A 17,645-nucleotide genomic window follows, 5' to 3' on the forward strand; every position below is an offset into this window, starting at 1 on the left:
GCTGGTTCACCCCCAAGCGCATCGAGACGATGCGCGAGCGGGTCGCGGAGCTCGTGACCGATCTCGTCGAACCGATGACGGAAGCAGGTGGCGGCGAGTTCATGTCGCAGATCGCGCGGAAGATCCCCGGCACCGTCTTCTGCTGGATGCTCGGGGCGGATCCGGCCGAAGGCGACCGCCTGTACGGCATCTCGGAGATCATCCTGCGCGCCTTCAGCGGCGACCCGGCCCTTGCGAACGAGGTTGGACGGGCGGCGGCCGACATGCGCATCTTCGTCGAAGAGGTCATAAGCGCGAAGCGCGGGAACCCCGGGGACGACCTCCTGACGATCATGCTCCAGGCCGTCGACGACGGTGATCTGACCGACGAGGACGTCCGCACTCTCAGCTTCGAGATGTTGAGCGCATCGACCGACAACACCGCGAACGCCGCAGGGCTCGCGCTCATCGTCCTCGCTCGGAATCCCGATCAATGGAAGACCCTGCGAGGAGATCCCTCCGGCCTCGCCCGCAAAGCGGTCGAGGAGTGCATGCGCGTCGAACCGCGGGTGCGCGCCGGGCGGAAGTGGACGCCCGCCCCGGCGATGCTGCTCGACTTCGAAGTGCCGGCCGACACGATCCTCGTGCTCGATCTCGTCTCCGCTCACCACGACCCATCGATCTTCCCGGAGCCGCACGTCGTCGACATCACCCGTGAGCACGCGAAGCCGCAGCTCAACTTCGGCACCGGCCGTCACTACTGCCTCGGAGCCGCCCTCGCGCGGATGGAGCTGCAGGTCGTGCTCGAACGGTTGAGCACGGACTGGGCCGAGCTGGCTCTTGACGGCGAGCCGGTCGTGCATTCGGATGCGAGGGCGCTCGACTTCGGGGTGCGGAACCTTCCGATCACATTGACCCGGTCCAACGGCGGATAGGGGAGCGTTGAGCGGCGACCTGCCGATCACCGGCATCCCTCGCGAAGGACTTCCGAAGCTCGCGCTCGTCACCGGCGACCCCGATCGCATCTCGTTCATCGCGAAGATGCTCGACGGCTCGCGCGAGGTCGCGTCGCGGCGCGAATACGTTAGCTGCGTCGGTTCGTGGAAGGGCGTGGAGCTCGTCGTGTGCTCGCACGGAGTCGGCGCTCCCGGCGCGATCCTGGCCTTCCATGAGCTCGCCACCGCCGGGGTCGGCACGTTCGTTCGCGCAGGGACCTGCGGCGGCCTCGTTGAATCCATCGCGGACGGCGATCTCGTCATCGCCACATCAGCCGTCCGACGCGACGGAGTGACCGATCAGATGGTTGACGAGACCTTTCCCGCTGTGAGCGATGCAGGCGTGGTGTCGGCGCTCGAGCGCGCCGCCTCGCGTTCCGGACATCCGTGGCACCGAGGCATCGTGCTCACGCAGGCGATGTTCTTCCCCGGCGTCCTTGACGATCGGATCGCGGCGTACGCCCAAGAAGGCGCGATCGCCGTCGAGATGGAGCTGTCGGCGTTGCTCGTCTTGGCGAGCATGAAGGGCTTGCGCGCCGGCGGCGTGCTCACGAGCGACGGCAACCCCATGACGTCGTCGGGCCCGGAGTCGTACGACCCGCACCGGATCGTCGTGCAAGAGGGGATCCGCGCGATGTTCAACGTGGCGCTCGATGCGCTGCATGATCTGGCGGATGCGAGCTGATGGGCACGATCGCGGCGTACGCGCTCCCAGGGACGAGCTTCGAGCTTCCCCCGGAGATGATCCTCGGGCTCGTGACCGGGCTCACTTACGCGCTCATGGGGATGGGGCTGACCCTCGTCTACAAGAGCAGCCGCGTGCTCAACTTCGCCCATGGGCAGATGGGCGCGATCGTCGCGCTGTTGGTTCCGCTGCTTGTGATCAATCATCACGTCAACTACTGGATCTCGCTGCTCGCCGCGCTCAGCGCGGCCGCCGCGCTCGGCGCGTTGATAGAGATCCGCGTCGTCCGCAAGCTCGAGCGCGCTCCTCGTCTGCTCATGCTGGTCGCGACGATCGGCATCTCGCAGCTCCTGTATGTGCTCGAGGCGTTCATCCCCAAGGGTCGGCTCGGGAGTTCGAAGTTCCCGGTGCCGTTCGACTGGACCATCGAAATCGGAGGCGTCGTTCTGGGGCCTGGGGAGATCCTGATCCTGCTCCTCGTGCCGCTGCTCGCCTTCGGACTCGCGGTCTTCCTGCGACGAACGAAGGTCGGACTCGCGAGCCGCGCCGCCGCGGAGAACATCGACGCGGCGCGGCTCGCCGGTGTACCGGTTCATCGCGCTTCGCTGGCCATCTGGATCGCCGCGGCCCTGTTCGCCGGCATCGGGACGATCTTGATCGGGCCGACGCGTCCGCTGGCGGAAGCGACGATCGGGCCGGGGCTTATCCTGCGCGGCCTTGCCGCGGCGATGTTCGGGGGACTGGTGAGTCTGCCGCTCGCGTTCGCCGGCGGGATCGCGATCGGGCTTATCGAGTTCCTCGTCGTCTGGAACTACCCGACCGGCGGCGTCCTCGAGGTCGTCCTCTTCCTCATCATCGCCGGAAGCTTCCTGGTTCGCCGGTCCCTCGGACAGATGGGGCGCGGCGGCGAGGGCAGCTCGTGGTCGTTCGGCGGGGTCGTCCGGCAGCTCGATCCGCGCGTGCTCGCGCTGCCGCGTATCCAGGCGATCCGCCGGGGATCGATCGCGCTGATCGTGCTCGGCGCGGTTCTGGCGCCGCTGGCTCTCAACAACTCGCAGCGGATCCTGCTGGCGAGCGTGGCCCTTTTCGGGATGATGGGCTGCTCGCTCGTGATCCTGACCGGATACGCCGGGCAGGTCTCGCTTGGGCAGTTCGCGTTCGTTGGGATCGGCGCGATCGTCGGCGGCCGCATGCAGCAGCTCGGGTATCCGGCCGGAGCGGCGCTGGTTTGGGCCGTGCTCGCCGGCGGGCTCGCGGCGGTGATCGTGGGCTTACCGGCCTTACGGATCCGCGGGCTCTTCCTGGCGGTGACGACGCTGTCGTTCTCGGTCGCGAGCATCCCGTTCTTGCTCAATCAAAGCTGGCTCGTTCGGACGATCGAAGGTCAGAGCTCGCTCGAGATCGAGCGGCCGAGGTTCTTGGGCATCGACTTCCAGAAGCCGCTGTCCTACTACTGGCTGTGCCTCGGGATGCTGGCCTTCGTCGGGATGATCGTCTCGCATCTGCGGCGGACCGGCGTCGGGAGGTCCATGATCGCGGTCCGTGACAACGAGGCGGCGGCTGCGACGCTTTCGATCGACCCGCGGCGATCCAAGCTCACCGCCTTCGTGCTCTCGGGGATGATCGCGAGCCTCGCAGGCTATCTGTTCGGCGGCATGCTGGTTCAATTCGGCGCGCGCACAGACATCATCTTCGGGCCGGCGGAGTCGCTGACGGTCCTGGGGATGGCCATACTCGGTGGCGTTACGACGGTCACCGGCGTCCTCTTCGGAGCGTTCTGGGCGAAGGCAACCGAGTATTGGTTCGCGCCGCTCGTCGGGTCGACGGCCGGCCCGCGGTTCGGCGTGCTGTTCGCCGGTTTGGGTATCCTCGGCACGGCTCTCTATTACCCGCAAGGCGCGGCCGCTCAGCTGTTCGAGTGGCGTGATCGATTTTTCGTGAGGCTCGCGGGCGGGCGCGTGGAGCCGCGGATCGCCAAGCCCGACGCACAGATCCGCCCCAAGCTGGAGGCGAAGGCCGTCGCGACCGAGCCCGTCGCCGCCGCACCGATCGAGGCCCAGGGGGTTTTTGTCCGGTTCGGGGGTATCGTCGCGCTCGATCGCGTAACGGTCACCGCCGGCGAGGGTGAGATCGTCGGTCTCATCGGGCCGAACGGCGCCGGCAAGACGACCCTCTTCGATGTCCTGTCCGGTCAGCTGCGGCCGACGGAAGGGCGTGTGCTGCTCGGCGGAGAGGACATTACGAAACTTCGCCCTGAACAGAGGGCTCGGCTCGGACTCGGTCGAACCTTCCAGGAGGCCCGGCTGTTCGATGAGTTATCTGTGACCGATGTCTTCAAACTGGCGCTCGAATCCTCAGATCCATCCGAGCTCGTCCCGTCGCTGCTCTCGCTGCCTCCTTCCCGGGCAGCGGAGCGCGCTAAGGCGATGCGCGCGGGTGAGGTCGTTGAGATGCTCGGGCTGGGCGACTTCGCGCATCGAAGCGTCGCCGAGCTCTCGACCGGCACGCGCCGCTTCGTGGAGCTCGGCTGCATGATCGCCATGGGCGCCCCTGTGCTCTTGCTCGACGAGCCGACGGCCGGCATCGCGCAGCGAGAGGTCGAGGCGTTCCGCCCCGTCCTGCGCGAGGTTCGCGATCACCTCGGCGCAACGATGATCCTGATCGACCACGACATCCCGATGATGATGGGCCTCGTGGACCGGGTATACGCGCTGGCGTCGGGGGAGATCATCGCGGAGGGCTCTCCGGAACAGGTGCGCGACGACCCGAACGTCATCGCCTCGTACCTTGGGTCGGACGAGCGTCTCATCCAGCGGTCCGGCACGGCTGCGCCGAAGGTGGTCGCGACGTGAGCGCCGTTCGGAAGAGCGGCGGGCGAAAGCTCTACTGGGTGCTGCTCGGGGTCGCGCTCGGGCTGATGATCGCGAACCTCGTCCCGGCCGGCCGCGTGACGTCGATCGTCGCGGCGCAGAACGGCGAGGATGGAACGCCGGGGGACCCCGGAACGGTCACCGGCACCACCGGGCCCGGCGGAATCGCTTCGCCGGGAGCTAGGTCGGGACCGGGCGTCTCCGGCCCCTTGGGCACGTCGGGCCCGGGAGGCGGTCCCAAAGGTGGCCCGGCGGTCAACGTGCGTGGCGTTACCGCGACCAAGATCAAGATCGGGATCGGGATCCCCGACATCGGTGTGATCAAGGCGCTCGGCCCCAACTACGACGTCGGCGACCCGCGCGAGCAGATGGAGGCCGTGCTCCAGGGGTGGAAGGACCGCGGGCTGGTGCCGGTCAACGGACGCGACGTCGAGTTCGATTACCGCAGCTACGACATCGTCGGCACTCAGCAGCAGCGCGCCGCCTGCGAGGGATGGGCGACCGACGACAAGGTGTTCGCCGTCCTCGCGGTGTCGAACTTCTGGGCGCACGCCGACTGCTTGACCAAGGAATACCGCATCCCGCTCCTCAGTTCCGACGGCTACACCGAGGATACGTGGAATGTGAGCGGCAACCGCCTCTTCACGCTGATGCCGTCTACCGACAAGATCTTCCGGAACTGGATGCACTGGGCGCACCACCGCGGGCTGCTGGCCGGCAAGCGGATCGGGCTCTACTACTCGGGCGCCGCTGCAGACGTCGCGGTGATCAACCGCACCATCAAAGCTGAGCTGAAGCGTCTAGGATACGGCCCCCAGATCGTCGTCGAGGTCACCGCGTCCAACGTCGCGACCGGCGCGCCCGAGGACACGATCGCCGCGGACAAGTTCTGCGCTGAGGACGTGACCCTCGCGATCCTCGTCGCCGGTGCGCTGAATCAGACGAACTTCATGTACGAGGCCGACTCGCAGAACTGTCATCCCGACTACATCGAGGGCGACTTCCTGTTCTCGACGAACGACACCGCCGCGCACACGTTCCCGCCGGGACAGGCGGACGGCATCTACGGCATGACGAGCTACCGCTTCGGCGAGATCAGCGCCGGCATGGGCCTGAGCGCGCCGGGCCAGGCCTGCGCGGACAACTACGCGAAGTATTCGGGCAGGCAGGTGAACTACAAGGAAGCGCCGGCCGAGTGGATGTTCATGGAGCAGGGATGCGACAGCGCATCGGTTCTGCTGAAGGCGCTCCAGCGTGCCGGGAAGAACCTCACGGAAGCGAGCTTCTTCGCCGCCATGAACCAGACGCGTAACGAGGTCATGGGCGTGCACTCCAACGTCACGTTCAACGCGAGCAAGTACGGCGGCATCGACAACCAGCGCACCGTCCAGTGGCACGCGAGTTGCACCTGCTGGAAGGCCCTGGGCAAGTTCGAGCCGTTCTACGTCCCATGAGTATCCGGTCGATCGTCGAGCGCTCCCGCGCCTGGGGCAGGGATCAGGCTGCTTCTTTGACGCACGGTCAGCGCTGGACGTCCGCTCTTGCCCTCGGGCTGGCCGGCGTCATGCTCGTGGCCGGTATGCCGAGCAACGTGCGCGTCATCGCCGCGCCCCCGACGAAGGACGTCTACGTTGCGCCGCCCCTTGTACCCGTCGTGGCGCCGCCGGTCGTCCCCGTCGCGCCGCCCCTTGCATACGATCCGCCGGTCGTGAAGCGCGAGCCTTCGCCCGAGCCCCCGCCGGAGCCCGAGTTCACCCCGCCGCCGCCGACGCTCCACTCCTGCGCCACCGACGAAGGGAACCTCGTCATCTTCGATGGCCCCGATCTTCCCGTGCCCGTTTTCGCGACGATGGTCGAGCAGTTCACGGCGATCCAGGCGCAGTACGAGGAGATGACAGGCCAGCCTTTGGGAGTGGACCTCGCGAGCGTGGCCGCGACCATCGGCCAATGCACCGATGCTCTGCCTAACGTGCCGGCGCTCGTGACCATATCCGTGCTGCTCAACCAGGTCTACGACGCGCTCGAGGCGGCCGGCGTGCCGCCGATCGACCTCCCCAACCCTCCGGTCGTGTCGCTCCCGGATGTGCCGGCGCCGCTCCGTCCCGTCTTGGCGGCGATGTCTCCGGTCTTCCTGCCGGTGTGCACGGGCATCCCGTTCTTCGGGGTGGGCGTGGGTGTCGGCGGCGCTCTGGCTCTGGCGCCGATCGCCGATGGGCTGCTTCCGTTCCCGATGTCTGAAGTGATGCCGTACCTATGGCCCGTCCGCGCGCTTTGCAGCCTGCTGATCGCTTACGCGCCGGAGGCCGAGGCGGTACCGGCAACGGGGAAGCCGACGGCTCGCTAGCTTTCTCGCGACACCGGGCTCAGAGCAACTGTCCTCGGCTCGCACGGGGGTCCTCGACGAGAACCTCGATCTCACGTTCCCAGGCGGCGAGCCGTGCGTCCCGATCGGCGGTGATCCATCCGGCGCGGAGCGAACGCCGCGCGGCGTCGCCCATCTCCTTCGGGCCCCAGCCGAGCGCGCGCGCGGCGGCTCGGTACTCCTGCGCGAGATCGGTGTAGAACATCGGCGGGTCGTCGGTGTTGAGCGTGACATTGCAACCCGCGTCGACGAGGGCCTTCAGCGGGTGAACGCCGAAGTCGGCGTACAGGCCCGGCATCTGGATCACGTTGCTCGTGATGCAGAGCGTCATCGGGATCTGCTTCGCGACCAGCTGGTCCATGACGCCTTGGTCGTAGATCGCGAAGAAGCCGTGATCGATCCGGTCGAGCCCGAGCTCCAGCGCCGCGGTGATGTCGTCGGGCAGGTCGGCGTGGCCGGTGAGCTTGAGCCCGCGCTTGCGTGCGACCTCGTACGCCGGCGCGAGGTCGCGGAACGGCATCGTCAGCGGGTCGCCGTCGTTGCCAACCGCGAGCACCGGCACGCCTGCGTCGGCCGCGTCGGCGGCGATGTTGGCGATCTCGGTCGCCCGGCCCGGCCCGGCCGGACGGTCGAACTCGACGATGATCCCGCCCGACATCCCCCACATCTCGGCCGCCTGCTCGAACGCGCGGCCGAGCGCGGCCAGGTAGCCGCGGGGCTCGCGGTCGTGCTCGATGTGGTAGGCGAGCGTGGTCATCAGCTCGATGTGGCGCGCGCCGGCGTCGATCCCACGAGCGAAAACGTCGAGGGCGGCCTCGATCACCGCGTCGTCGTCGACCATCAGCGCGCACGCGTCGCGCATCCCGTCGATGAAGTGGCTGAACCCGCGGTAGTCGTACAGCGAGTCGGGCCTCAAGGCTTGAGCCGGGTTCGGCATCCCCGCTCGCCGCGCGAGCCGGCCGACGGTCGCCGGCGGGATCGCGCCTTCGAAGTGGAGATGCAGCTCCGACTTCGGAAGCCGCCGCGCGAGGATGTCGAGGCTCGACTCGGTCCCGAGCGGCGCCGCCTCGATGTCCATCATCCCGTCGGCCGGCACGCCATCCGCTGCTTCGGTGACGGCGGCCGCAACCGCGCTGAGTACTTCCTTGTCGTCGCTCATCGCTTCCCCCTGGTTAGAGCCTGCTCAAGATGTCGGTAGCCGCTCGCTGGCCGGTCGTGTACGCGGCGCCCGTCGCCGGGCCGCCGAGGTAGTCGCCGGCGAACGCCACGCCGCGCAACGGCTGCAGGTTCACGAAGGTCTCCAGCCGCCGGAGATATCCCGCATAGAAGAGCGGGAGCGCTTCCCGCCAGCGGCTCACGTGCGCGTCCGCGACGAGTGGCTTGACGACCGGGTAACGGACGGCGGCCAGATTGATCATGTTGCTCGCGTGCTCGTCGTGCGGGACGTCGAGCTGGCTTCGGATCCAGTTCGTCTTCATGCTGATGCGGAAGAACTTCACGTCGGGCACCGTCGTCGACTTGTCGTATCCGAGCGCCGCGATCTGGGCGTCCTCCTTGCGCGGATAGAAGACGCCGTCGGGCACGCCCTCCGGATCGCCCGACAACTTGTAGAAGGGAAGCTCGTGCGGGGTGTAGCGGACGTTCTCGAAGAACGTCTTCCGGCCCTCATCGAGTCCGTCCACCATGCCGCCGACCTTCGTACCGGGCACGGCCACAAGAACCATGTCGGCCTCGCGTCGCTCAGTTTTCCCGCCCGCTTCCCACTCGACCGCAGGAGCCTCACCGGCTGTGACGCGCGTGACCCGCGCGTTCGTCGTGACGTCGAGGTGCGCGGCGAGCGCGCGGGTCAGCTGCCCGAGCCCCTCCTTGAACGTGAAGACGCCGGTCGAACGGTAGGTGGTCGTGAAGTGCGCGAACATCGCCTTGCTGAACTCGCGCGGCTCGTACCCGCAGTACAGCTCGTAGCACGGCTCGACGGCGTACTCGAGGAACTCCGGGCAGATGCGCCCGAGCCACTCCTCGACGGAACCGTCGTCGAACCAGGCAGCGCGCCACGGCTCGTGCTCCGCCTTACCGTTGCGACGGAACTGCTTGATGAGGGCCGGCAGGAGCCCGACCATCCGCGCCTTGCTCCACCAGCTCATCGCGCCGAACTTCAGGAAGCTGCTCGGCTCCGTGTAGTCGAGTGGGTGCGCCTTGCCGTCGCGCCAGATGTTGAAGGAGACCTTCTCGCCTGGATAGCTGAGCTTCTGATCGATGATCCCCAGCTCGGCGGCGAGCTTGTCGAACGATGTGTCGTTCGAGGTCACGAACTCCGCGCCGAGATCGATCCACGCGTCGTTCCAGAACTTCGAGCGCATGCGCCCGCCGGCTTCCGGCTCCGCCTCGAGGACCGACACCTCGACGCCGGCCTTCTGCAACGTGTGCGCCGCGCCCATCCCCGAGATGCCGCCACCGACAACGATCACTTTGGCCATTCGTTACCCACTCCCTTCCGGTGTCGCCGGGTCCTGCCGCCCGAAGAAGACCGAACGGACGAGGTCGCCCCGGTCGACCAGTTCCCCGCACGGGCCGGAGAACTTGATCTCGCCTTTCTCCATGAAGTAGCCGTCCTCCGCGAGCGTGAGTGCGACGTTGAGCGACTGCTCGACGACGAGCAAGGTGATCCCCCGACGCAGCGCTTCCTCGAGCATCGCGACGATCTCTTGCATCACGACCGGCGCGAGACCGAGCGAAAGCTCATCGATCATCAACAGCTCGGGCCCGGAGATCAGCGCGCGACCGAGCGCCATCATCTGCTGCTCGCCGCCCGAGAGCGTCCCCGCCTGCTGACCGAGCCGCGGACGCAGTTGCGGGAAGAGGTCGAGGACCTCCTCGAGCCGCGACTCGACGAGCGGCTTGTTCCCCAGGAACTGGTACGCGCCGATGCGCAGGTTCTCGAGCAGCGTGAGCGAGGGGAACGTCGCCTTGCCGCCGGCCATCTGCACCATGCCGAGCGCGACCCGTTTCTCCGGCGGCATCTTGGTGACGTCGGCGCCCTTGAATGTGACGCTTCCGCGGCTCGGCTCGACGAGTCCGGATATGACCTTGAGGAGCGTCGACTTCCCGGCGCCGTTGGTTCCGAGCAGCGCGATCCGCGCGCCGCGCGGGATCTGGATGCTCACGCCGAACAGGACCTGCAGCGGCCCATACGAGCAGTCGATGTCCCGTACGTCGAGCAGCGTCTCAGTCGTGCCGTTGGTCGCCACCCCTGATGGTTCGGCGCTCACCCCGGTGTCCCCTTTCATGCGAGCAATGAGTAGCCGCCGTCCACGGCGATCACCTGCCCGGTGACGAACCCGAACTCCGGTCCGAGCATCGTCTCGATCACGGACGCGATCTCGTCGGGCACCGCGAGCCGGCGCATCGGCGTCCGTTTCGCGACTTGCTCGAGTAGGACCAGCACGTCGGGCGCGTCGCCGGTGTGGCCGGGATCGTCGACGAGGCACGGCGAGACGCCGTTGACGCGAACACCGCGCGGTCCCGCCTCGGCGGCCAAGTACTTGATCAGCGTCTCGAGGGCCGCTTTTGCCGGGCCAAGCGCGCCGTAGTAGCGCGCGTAGAGCTGCGCGCCGAGGCTCGACACGCTGATCGCCGAGCCGCGCGCCGCCTCGAGCGACGGTAGCGCTTCACGGAACGCCTCGAGGAAACCCCAGACCTGGACGTCCATCGCGGCCTGGTGTTCCTCGCGGGTGACCTTGAGCGTGCGCCCGGTGATCATGGGCACCGCCGTCGTCACGAGCGCGTCCAGGCTTCCGAGCGCGTCGATCGCGTCCTGCACCATCCGGACGGACTCCGAGCCCTGGTCGCCCTTGACGAGCACGGGCTCCGGGCCTTTCGAAGCGGCTTCAGCGGCGGTTTGCTTCGCGGACTCGTCGCGCGCCGAGTAGCCGATCGCGCAACGGGTCCCGCGCGCCGCGAGCCGGTGCACGAGCGCCCGCCCGATCCCGCGGCTCCCGCCGATCACGAGAGCCGTGGACGGGAACGCGAGCGAAGTGCTCATCGGTTCGTCGCCTCTGTGTGCGTGGGTAGGCCGCATCGCACGCGGACGTCGTCGGGGGTCGCCGGCTTGCGGCCCTGCTTCCCGGCGAGATCGACGACGCGCCGAACCAGTTCGGTGTTCGCCTCGGTCGGGAACGCGCGCGGGCTGTCGCCGATCCCGGCACGGACGCCGAGCCCGCGCTCCAAAGCCGCGAGCCACAGCCGGTCGCATCGTTCCGCGCTCTCCATCGCGTACGGCACGACGATCGCCTCGAAGTCGACTTCGTCGGGGATCTGCGAGAGCAGGAAGTCGAGGACCTCGGGCGTCGGGTCGTTCATCGACACCCAGCGCTCGCTGAAGAAGAGCTTCAGATTCAACGGCTGATCCAGCAGCCCGGCGCGCGCGGCGAGCACCGTCCACCGCAGATCGCCCGAGTCGAAGATCGCGATGTTCGGGACGAGCCCGCGCCGCTTGAACTCGTCGAGCTCGGGCGGGTACGGCGGCCGCTCGGGCTCCTCGCCGGGCCGTCCGTATGTGATCACGCCGAAGGTCTTCGTCGATTCGTCCCAGCTCGCGCGTTTCACGTGCTGAACAACGTCGAAGGGGCTCAGCTGGAACGCGAACCCGGCCGGGGGCTTGTCGGCGAGCGCCCACACGTGATCGAGCCGGGCCTCCCGGTAGCTGGGGTAGGCGAGCACGTCGACCTCGCGGGCGATCGCCTCGAGCGCGCGCCGCGAGATGTCGTCGTCGGTGAACGCCTGCGCTCCGTCGGACGTGCGGGCGTGGTAGTGGATGATCGCCGCGCCCTCGCGCGCGGCGTCGATCGCGGAGCGCGCGATCTCCTCGGCCTCATAGGGGATGTTCGGGTTGTCGTCCTTCCACGCGGTCTCGTTGAGGCCGACCTCGATGACGACCTTGCCCTCGTCGGCGAAACGCATCCCTGGCTCCCGCCCCGGCATTCCGTTAACTAAATAATCTAATACCCGCACCGTCGCCCCGGCAAGGGGTGTCCGGGCGCCTCGATCCCATGAGCGTCAGACATGTCTGACCTGTCAGACGCTCCGGTGAGATGCCTCGGGGGCTCGGCAGCGGAGGCGCCGTCTACAATCGCGCCCGTGAAGTTCGGGGTTACCGGCGTGAACGCGGGACGGCGCGTGGAAGGCGCGAACGCGACGATCCTGGCCCGGCTCGCGGAAGCTGCGGGCTTCGAATCCCTGTGGGCCGTGGAGCACGTCGTCGTCCCGGCCAACTACAAGTCGCAGTACCCGTACTCGCCGGACGGACGCATGCCAGGCAAGGAAGAGGTCTCGATCGGCGACCCGCTGATCTGGCTGACCTACGCCGCGGCCGTCACCGAGCGCATCAACCTCGCAACCGGCATCCTGATCCTTCCGCAACGCAACCCGCTGCTCCTCGCCAAGGAGTGCGCGACCCTGGACACGCTGTCGAACGGGCGGCTGCTGCTCGGGATCGGGGTCGGGTGGCTCCAGGAGGAGTTCGCCGCGCTCGGTATCCCGTTCGAGGGACGCGGCGCCCGCACCGACGAGTACGTCGAGGCGCTGCGGGTCCTCTGGGAGCAGGAGGAGCCGACGTACGCCGGCCGGTACTCCTCGTTCGACAAGGCCAAGAGCTACCCCAAGCCGACGCGGAAGATCCCGATCATCGTCGGCGGGCACACCGACGCCGCCGCGCGCCGCGCCGGGCGGATCGGCGACGGCTTCTTCCCATGGGGCCTCGGCGCCGAGCATCTGACGCGCCTGATCGGCGTGATGCGCGACGCCGCGCGGGAAGCGGGCCGCGACCCAGACGCGATCGAGATCACCGCCGGTGCGATGGACGTCGAAACGATCCGCGCCTACGCCGATTCGGGGGTGAGCCGGGTCGTCGTTCCGGCATTCGCCCGCACGGCGGACGAGTTAAAGAGCTGGTTCGACACGTTCAACAGCGAGGTGATGGCGAAGCTCAGCTAGACGCCGGGTACCCACTCGGTGTGGTAGCCGGTCGGCACCCGCTGCGGGATCGGTAGCCGCGCGACCGGGCCGTCCGCGACGCGCGAGGCGTCGAAGACGTACGCCTCGGACGTGCCCGTCGCCTCCTCAGCGACGAACGTGACCAGGTAGCCGTCGTCCTCGCGCATCGACGCGCCGGTGCGCGCGGCGAACGTGACCTCTCCGCCGAACCAGCCGGCGGGATACGAGTACTCCTGAACGATCATGTCGTCGTCGTAGACCATCACGCCGTCGAAGAGCAGCGTCTCCGACGGAGCCATCCGCGGCATGTAGGAAAGCCGGGTCGGCCGGCCGAGCGATCGGTCGTCCATCGTTGGGAACTCACCCATCGCCTCGTCGAGCCGCTCTTCCTTGACGAGCCCGGAGGAGAGCTGGATCCGCCACTCGTGCAGGTGCGGTTCGAGCCGCAACGTGGCGATCGACGGAACGATGCGGTCGGTGTGGGGGTTCAGCGGGTCGCCCAGGAGCGGGTTGTCGATACGGCAGCCGGTGAGGACTATCTCGTCGCCGTCCTCCCAGGCGTTGATGGTGTGGTACATGAAGAAGGGTTCGGCATCGAACCAGCGCACGTCGGCGTTCGAGCCGTACCGCGGGATCACGCCGAGCCGCGTCGGCTTGTCGCGGAAGAAGCCGTTGCGGATCCGGCCCTTCGCGAGCAGGTCGGGATCCCACATCATCGACATGTCCAGCAGGATCGAATAGTTGGGCGTGATCGCGATGTCGTGCTGAAGCCGGGGGCCGGCCAGCTCGATCGGCACCTCGTGTGCCAGCTTGCCGTCGGCGCCGATCACGCCGTACGTGAGATACGGCAGTACCGGGCCGTAGTCGAAGAAGATCATCTCGCCGGTTTCGGGATCGACCTTCGGATGCGCCGACATCCCGCCGTTGAGTCCGCCGCCGAAGTCCTCGATCCCAACGGTCTCCAGGCTCGGCACGTCGATCACGTACGAGGCGCCGCCGAGCCACCAATGCGCGAGCAGCTTGCCGGCGTGGTAGCTCAGCGTCGTGTTCGCCGTGTCCTTGTACGGGCCGCCGGGCCGCGTGAAGTCGGCGGGCTCGCGGATGCCGGTCCACAACGCCTCGCCCGCTCGTTCCTCATCGGCCAGCCCGCGCGTGCGCACCCAGCGGTTGCGGTACGTCGCGGAGCCGTTCGAGAAGTGGATGCCGTGGAGCATGCCGTCGCCGTCGAACCAGTGGTAGCGGCCCTTGGGCTCGAACATCGGGTTGGAGCCGATCCGCACGTACATCCCCTCGATGTCGCCGGGCAGCTCGCCGATGACGGGGAGGTCGTGCGCGGTGATCTCGGTGTGGATCGGCGCGAAGTTCCCTTCGAGGTACGGGCTGCGCTCCACGATCTTCCCACCGGATTCGACCGTTGCCATGGCTGCGCTCCCTCGCCGGTTGCCGTGTCCTTCCAGGGTGACATACGCCGGTTAGGAAGCCAAGCGCCGCGTTGTGCAATCATCTAACCGATGGGGAGCAGAGCCGACCATAAGGTCATCGACGCCTGGGTTCAGCCGTGGACCAAGGAGGTCGTCGCCGGGATGCCCGAGCGCAACTGGGCGCTGGTCGATAACTACGGCGGCGCGGAACGCCTCCGCGGCGGGATCCCGACCGAGACCATGATCGAGGAGATGGACGCCGCCGGCGTCGACCTCGCGCTGTGCTCCGCCGGGCCGCTGATCCCCGTCCCGATCGTCGAAGATGCGGTCTCGAGATACCCGGACCGGCTGATCGGCGTCGGGTCGGCCGATCCGTGGGGGCCCGACGGCGTGATGGTTGCCGTGCGCGAGTTGAAGCGGCAGGTGCTCGAGAAAGGGTTCAAGGCGCTCAAGCTCGAGCCATTCATCGATCGCAAGGACCCGACCGAGGCCGGCTGGTACCCGCTCTACGCCGCGTGCGTAGAACTCGACGTCACGCTCCAGATCCAGGTCGGCAACACCGGCCCGCCGACCTACCCGTCGAGCACCGGACGCCCTCTGCACGTCGACCAGATAGCCGTGCACTTCCCGGAGCTCCGCATCGTCGCCGGGCACATCGGCTGGCCGTGGACCGAAGAGATGATCGCGATCGCGTGGAAACACCCGAACGTGTGGATCGACACCAGCGCCCACCTGCCGAAGCACTTCCCCCCGGAGTTCGTGCGCTTCCTCAAGGCGTTCGGGCAGGACAAGGTGATCTGGGCCACCGACTGGCCGATCGTCGACTTCGAGCGCAGCCTGACCCAGCTCGACGACCTCGATCTGAAACCCGAGGTGCGCCGCAAGTTCCTGCACGACAATGCCGTCGCCGCGTTCAAGCTCGGATGAACTTCGGGCTGAGCGACGAAGAGCGCTCGTTCCGCGACGAGGTCCGCGCGTTCGTCGATGAGGTCGGCGCCGCAGACATGGCGGCGCTCCGCGCGGAGATGCGCGAGCTCGAGGTCGAGCGCTACACGCCTGGGTTCCACCGTCGCATCGCCGAACGCGGCTGGGTCGGTCTCGGGTGGCCGGGCCGTCCCGCGACGGTGACCGAGCGGTTCATCCTCCACGAAGAGCTGGATTCAGCGTCGTTGCCGACCTACGGCCTCGAGATCAACGAGGCGATCGGCTGGATGATCGCGCGGCACGGTCCAGACGCGCTCGCCGCGGCGCACCTCCCGCGCATCATCGACGGGTCGTGGGCCTACGCCGGCGCGTACAGCGAGCCGGAAGCCGGCAGTGACCTGCTCGCGCTCAAGACGCGTGCCGTCCTTGAAGGCGCGAACTACCGGGTGAACGGATCGAAGTTGTGGACGTCGAGCGCGCACCTCGCCGACTGGATCTTCGCGCTCGTTCGGACAGACGCGACCGCCGAGCGCCAGCGCGGCCTCTCCGTGCTCCTTATCGACGCGAAAGGTCCGGGCGTGGAGATCAGGCCGGTGCGGGTCATGGGGGGCTGGCGCGTCAACGCGGTCTTCTTCGACGACGCGCTCGTGCCGGCGAGCAACGTCGTCGGTGCGCCCAACGACGGCTGGCGCGTGCTCGCCGAGGCGCTGAACGTCGAGCGCTCGATGAGCTTCGGCGGCCGGGAGGGCCGCTTGCTCGTCGCGCGGCTACTGCGGCGGTTCGCCGGACGCGCGGACCAGCTCGGAGAAGCGCGGCTCGAGGAAATGGGGCGGTTCGCCATGGAGCTCGAGGTCGAGCGGCTCCTGAACCTGCGCATCGCGGCGATGGGAGAGCGCGACGAGGTTCCCGCAGCCGAGGCCTCGATGAACAAGGTCGTTGGTTCCGAGCTCGCGCAGCGGATCGCTCAGTGGGCGGTGGACGTGCTCGCACCGGAGTCTTTGTATGCGGAGAGCGACGCTGACCCGCTTGCTGCGGTGGCCGAGGAGATGCTGCGCGTTTCGACGGTCTACACGATCATCGGCGGGACGAGCGAGGTGCAGCGAAACACGATCGCGCAGCGGGGTCTCGGCCTGCCGAGGGCGGACTGATGCTCGACGAGCGGTGGCCTTCCGACGTCGCGGAACTATCGGCCGGGCTGCGATCGCTGCTCGAGAAAGCGTGCGGGCCCGAGGTCGTGCGCGCCGCGGAGTCGCGGCCCGACGGACGCGACCCGGCGCTCGAAGGAAAGCTCGACACGTTCGGCCTCTGGGAGCTGCCTTCGTCCGCCGCGATGTTCGCCGCGGCCGCGTGGGAGATCGGACGCGCGCTCGCACCGATCCCCTACCCGGAGACGGCGACGGTGGCGGCCGTCTTGGGGATCCGTGGAGCCTCGTACGGCCTCGAGGGCGCCGCGCCGTTCCCGCCGGCTCGGACCGTGGTCACCGATCCGGCCGGCGACCTGCACCTGGTCGAGGTGAGCGAACCCGGGCGGCGCACGGCGGCGGGCGATCTGCTCGCCGTTCCGCCGATGTCCTACGTGTCGTCGCGTGCGGGCGGGCCCGCCGACGCCGATCGGATGAAGCGGCTCGCGCGGCTCCTCCACGCAGCGCGGATGATGGGAGCGGCGGAGCGGGTGCTCGAGTCCGTCGTGGAGTACGTGAGCCGCCGGACCCAGTTCGGCAAGCCGATCGGATCCTTCCAAGCGGTCGCGCACCGGCTCGCAGACGCAGCGATCGCGCTGGACGGCGCTACCCTGCTCGTGCGGAAGACTGCGTGGGTCGCGGATGCCGAGCAGGGCGGCGACGGCGCGCCGTCGTGGGCCTTCGCGTCGATGGTCTGGGCGAAGGCGGTCGACACGGGGCGCGTGATCGCTTCGGTCGTGCATCAAGCGATGGGTGGGTACGGATTCGCGGTCGAGGAGGACGCACAGCTCTTCAGCCGCCGGATCCGTAGCTGGTCGATGCGCCTACCGTCATCGGGCTCTGACATGGCAGCGTTCGCTCGCTCTCTGCTGGACCCGACCCGACGCGACGCTCTCGCTCATCTTTGGCAGAACGAACGCGGGATGCCGGTGCCGCGCTGGGCCGCTGAGACCGATACGGCATAGCCGTGCCTGACGATCAGGCGCGGCGCGTACGGCCCGGGGCCGGTGACGCGCTGGCCGCCGATCAAGGAGCGGATCCCGCCGGCTGGAACGCCGACCCGATCGCCGAGCGAATCGTGTTCCTCGGCGCGCCGCCTCTGACGATGCACTGGGTCAACCGGCCGACCTTCCAACAGCTCACCCAGTTCGGCGGCTAGGGCTTCGCGCGCGTACCAGACGACCGGTTCTGCGCGTTGAGACGGGAGCGTGTCCCAAAACGTACGCTGAGCGTATGT

The 17,645-nt window shown here is 68.2% G+C and carries 16 protein-coding genes; 10 read left to right on the forward strand and 6 right to left on the reverse strand.

The genetic code is table 11. The annotated features are described in order from the left end of the window. The 5 genes from WEB06_21070 to WEB06_21090 form a co-directional block, all read left to right on the forward strand. On the forward strand, positions 1 to 914 hold a 914-nt coding region (locus tag WEB06_21070), incomplete at its 5' end, for a cytochrome P450 (protein MEX2558112.1). A gap of 7 nt (positions 915 to 921) precedes the next feature. After that, positions 922 to 1,659, forward strand: coding sequence for a nucleoside phosphorylase (locus tag WEB06_21075; protein ID MEX2558113.1), 738 nt, complete (start codon positions 922 to 924; stop codon positions 1,657 to 1,659). After that, on the forward strand, positions 1,659 to 4,511 hold the full coding sequence (locus tag WEB06_21080; GenBank protein MEX2558114.1) for an ATP-binding cassette domain-containing protein: 2,853 nt from the start codon (positions 1,659 to 1,661) through the stop codon (positions 4,509 to 4,511). Before WEB06_21075 ends, WEB06_21080 begins: the two co-directional genes overlap by 1 nt. After that, positions 4,508 to 5,983, forward strand: coding sequence for an ABC transporter substrate-binding protein (locus WEB06_21085; GenBank protein MEX2558115.1), 1,476 nt, complete (start codon positions 4,508 to 4,510; stop codon positions 5,981 to 5,983). Before WEB06_21080 ends, WEB06_21085 begins: the two co-directional genes overlap by 4 nt. Further along, complete coding sequence (locus tag WEB06_21090; GenBank protein MEX2558116.1) at positions 5,980 to 6,873, forward strand: hypothetical protein; 894 nt, start codon at positions 5,980 to 5,982, stop codon at positions 6,871 to 6,873. Before WEB06_21085 ends, WEB06_21090 begins: the two co-directional genes overlap by 4 nt. Positions 6,874 to 6,892: 19 nt before the next feature. On the opposite strand, the gene WEB06_21095 is transcribed toward WEB06_21090, so the two are convergent. From WEB06_21095 to WEB06_21115, 5 genes are read right to left on the reverse strand one after another with little or no spacing between them, the layout of a single operon-like run. Further along, entirely contained in the window at positions 6,893 to 8,050 is a 1,158-nt protein-coding gene (locus WEB06_21095) for a hypothetical protein (GenBank protein MEX2558117.1), read from the reverse strand. 13 nt (positions 8,051 to 8,063) lie between these two features. Beyond that, positions 8,064 to 9,368 (reverse strand): FAD-dependent oxidoreductase, encoded by a 1,305-nt coding sequence (locus tag WEB06_21100; protein ID MEX2558118.1) that lies wholly within the window; start codon positions 9,366 to 9,368, stop codon positions 8,064 to 8,066. Between the two features lie 3 nt (positions 9,369 to 9,371). Then, positions 9,372 to 10,178 (reverse strand): ABC transporter ATP-binding protein, encoded by an 807-nt coding sequence (locus WEB06_21105; GenBank protein ID MEX2558119.1) that lies wholly within the window; start codon positions 10,176 to 10,178, stop codon positions 9,372 to 9,374. Then, the gene (locus tag WEB06_21110; protein MEX2558120.1) at positions 10,175 to 10,933 is read right to left on the reverse strand and encodes an SDR family oxidoreductase; all 759 of its coding nucleotides are present in this window, start codon (positions 10,931 to 10,933) and stop codon (positions 10,175 to 10,177) included. The genes WEB06_21105 and WEB06_21110 overlap by 4 nt, the downstream gene beginning before the upstream one ends. Further along, positions 10,930 to 11,850 carry a 3-keto-5-aminohexanoate cleavage protein gene (locus tag WEB06_21115; protein MEX2558121.1) on the reverse strand — a complete coding sequence of 307 codons (921 nt, stop codon included), beginning with the start codon at positions 11,848 to 11,850 and terminating at the stop codon, positions 10,930 to 10,932. The genes WEB06_21110 and WEB06_21115 overlap by 4 nt, the downstream gene beginning before the upstream one ends. Positions 11,851 to 12,027: 177 nt before the next feature. On the opposite strand from WEB06_21115, the gene WEB06_21120 reads away from it, so the two are divergent. Then, positions 12,028 to 12,882 (forward strand): LLM class F420-dependent oxidoreductase, encoded by an 855-nt coding sequence (locus WEB06_21120; protein ID MEX2558122.1) that lies wholly within the window; start codon positions 12,028 to 12,030, stop codon positions 12,880 to 12,882. On the opposite strand, the gene WEB06_21125 is transcribed toward WEB06_21120, so the two are convergent. Next, positions 12,879 to 14,303, reverse strand: a complete 1,425-nt coding sequence (locus WEB06_21125) for a carotenoid oxygenase family protein (protein MEX2558123.1) — start codon at positions 14,301 to 14,303, stop codon at positions 12,879 to 12,881. The genes WEB06_21120 and WEB06_21125 overlap by 4 nt on opposite strands. A gap of 90 nt (positions 14,304 to 14,393) precedes the next feature. Between WEB06_21125 and WEB06_21130 the strand changes: the two genes are divergently transcribed. The 4 genes from WEB06_21130 to WEB06_21145 are packed head-to-tail and all read left to right on the forward strand — an operon-like array spanning position 14,394 to position 17,567. Next, positions 14,394 to 15,230 (forward strand): amidohydrolase family protein, encoded by an 837-nt coding sequence (locus WEB06_21130; protein ID MEX2558124.1) that lies wholly within the window; start codon positions 14,394 to 14,396, stop codon positions 15,228 to 15,230. After that, entirely contained in the window at positions 15,227 to 16,375 is a 1,149-nt protein-coding gene (locus WEB06_21135; protein MEX2558125.1) for an acyl-CoA dehydrogenase family protein, read from the forward strand. Before WEB06_21130 ends, WEB06_21135 begins: the two co-directional genes overlap by 4 nt. After that, a complete protein-coding gene (locus tag WEB06_21140; GenBank protein ID MEX2558126.1) occupies positions 16,375 to 17,373 on the forward strand; it encodes an acyl-CoA dehydrogenase family protein in 999 nt (332 codons plus the stop codon). The genes WEB06_21135 and WEB06_21140 overlap by 1 nt, the downstream gene beginning before the upstream one ends. Before the next feature lie 2 nt (positions 17,374 to 17,375). Continuing rightward, complete coding sequence (locus WEB06_21145) at positions 17,376 to 17,567, forward strand: hypothetical protein (protein ID MEX2558127.1); 192 nt, start codon at positions 17,376 to 17,378, stop codon at positions 17,565 to 17,567. Positions 17,568 to 17,645: the final 78 nt, after the last annotated feature.

The sequence above is a fragment of the Actinomycetota bacterium genome (assembly GCA_040905475.1).
GTDB lineage: Bacteria > Actinomycetota > AC-67 > AC-67 > AC-67 > DATFGK01.